This is a genomic window from Streptomyces sp. NPDC059010 (assembly GCF_042740355.1).
Lineage (GTDB): Bacteria > Actinomycetota > Actinomycetes > Streptomycetales > Streptomycetaceae > Streptomyces.
In genome coordinates, this window is sequence record NZ_JBHYJA010000109.1 from 1 (window position 1) to 1,952 (window position 1,952).

The window sequence follows — 1,952 nt, forward strand, 5'->3', positions numbered from 1 at the left end:
AACATGACAATGCCAGGCTCCACGTCCTTGTGGCTCTACCACCGATAAATAATCTATCGAACTTTCTTTCTTGTATTTATAACGCAACCTGTCGATAAAATTTTGAAAATCACTATAAAGTTTTTTCGTGTCCGTCATATTTTTCTTGTATGTCAAAGTTATATGTAATTCATTTGGCCGTCCTATAAAATTGTTATTTATCAAATAACGCAGCTTCTTAAAGGTTTGTCTCAAAGAATTATAATTTTCCTGCCGATTTTCCGAATGCTCGAACTCCCGGATCTCCCCAGTAGAGAGGTCTACAAACCTATCCTTGTCCAATTTTTTGATATTATTTTTCCGGTTCATCTTCTCCATATGCTGAACTTCAATGACGTGATTCATAGTGGTCACTTTTACAACATCATTTGGAGCTATGAAAACCGCGTCACCATTGCGTTTATCCATCCATTTCCCCTCAATTTTTCCTGTAATGTTTAATTAAAATCAAGTTAATAATAAAGAACCCCAAATCCGAAGTCAGTTTTTCAACAAAAATTAGCGTCCTTTTCCCAAATAGTCCCTATACAATTCCTTAATAGCAAACTCAATTACAGCATCTTTTGAAACTCTTCCAAATTCATTGTGTTTTGTAAAATGTTCGGCTAATAACTCTAGCTTTTTAAATGTTTCAACAGTAATTCGAGGTCCAATTTGTTTTTTCTCTTCCATCCAAACACACTCCTAACAAGTTGTTAACATAATTCTAACATTGGAAATAATAGAATTCAAGAACAGAAAAAAGAAGCACACTCGGAATGATATTTCGTTTCCTTTTGATTCCGAGCCTCCACCCCTTACAATCCCCAAAGGCAACCGACAAGGGAAAATTCGTCCCTTATCGGCACCTCCGGAAATTGTACAGCAAGGGGTCACTCCCAATAAAAAGACTACGACATATAAAACAGGTTTAGCTTCAGAGAAAAAGAGCATAAGGAAACTCGGTGCCACCCTAAAAAAAAGGGTGTCAAACAGGCTGTGCCTGTTGAGTTTCTATGCTCTTAGAACAGGTGCCGTTTTTGAAGCCAAAGATATAGCATAGATACCCCATAGATATAGCAGGGATATACCAAAATATCTCTAGAGATACGGGTATCTATGCTATATCTCTCTACAAGATTCCTCCACACGCTTGACGGAAATGCTTCAGCATTTTAGCACTCACTCGACAGAGTGTATAAGTGCGCCATTCGGAATTTCAAAGCTTCAAATTTCACAGAGAGTGCCCATTTATACACACCCCCTAAATCGTGGTGTGACAATGGGTTCTCGCCGGCTCGAAATCGGTTTGTCATTCTGACAAATAACCCTTCGGGAAATAAAAAAAACGGCTCCATAAAGAGGAACCGTTTTGCTTCAAAAATCACGTTTTGTGTTATACTGGAGAAACGAAATTGTGTTTTCAAAATTGTCATTTTCGACATGATAACTTTTCTCGTAGTGTGGTTTTGCCGAACCCACTACTTTTTTTATGTCTCCGAACTTCATTTCTTCCCGTTCCGGCTTAACAATCCCTTTTGATTTTCGATACATATTCATTCCGGAAGGATACATGTGCAGCCGTCCGCCTTTTAAAAATTTCTTTTCCCGACCTTCTACGATCTTTGTTTGCACCTCACAGCCCTCTGAAGCCACTTTTAAGGCTGTTTCCCTGTCTTGGACATCTTCTAGGTCTATATCAGTCAAATAAGCGCTCAAATAGGCTCCTATGTTGTCTATATCCTTTAATGACTTGATTGTTACAAATCCTAAACCCCATAGACTCCTTAATTCAGCATTTTTAATATAAATCTTATCCAAATCATTAAAGCGCATTAAAACATGACAATGCCAGGCTCCACGTCCTTGTGGCTCTACCACCGATAAATAATCTATCGAACTTTCTTTCTTGTATTTATAACGCAACCTGTCGA

1 protein-coding gene and 2 pseudogenes are annotated in these 1,952 nt (G+C 38.1%); all 3 read right to left on the bottom strand.

Annotated features, from left to right (window positions below; translation table 11 throughout):
* Nucleotides 1-447 (bottom strand): annotated as a pseudogene (locus ACFWYS_RS46585) (hypothetical protein); the annotation flags it as partial.
* A gap of 90 nt (nucleotides 448-537) precedes the next feature.
* Nucleotides 538-711, bottom strand: coding sequence for a hypothetical protein (locus tag ACFWYS_RS46590; protein ID WP_375839303.1), 174 nt, complete (start codon nucleotides 709-711; stop codon nucleotides 538-540).
* Nucleotides 712-1,395: 684 nt separating this feature from the next.
* A pseudogene (locus ACFWYS_RS46595) lies at nucleotides 1,396-1,952 on the bottom strand (hypothetical protein); the annotation flags it as partial.

What these genes read in the sequence shown, in the direction of transcription:
- ACFWYS_RS46590 (WP_375839303.1), bottom strand. Translation starts at nt 711, where the DNA reads ATGGAAGAGAAAAAACAAATTGGACCTCGAATTACTGTTGAAACATTT.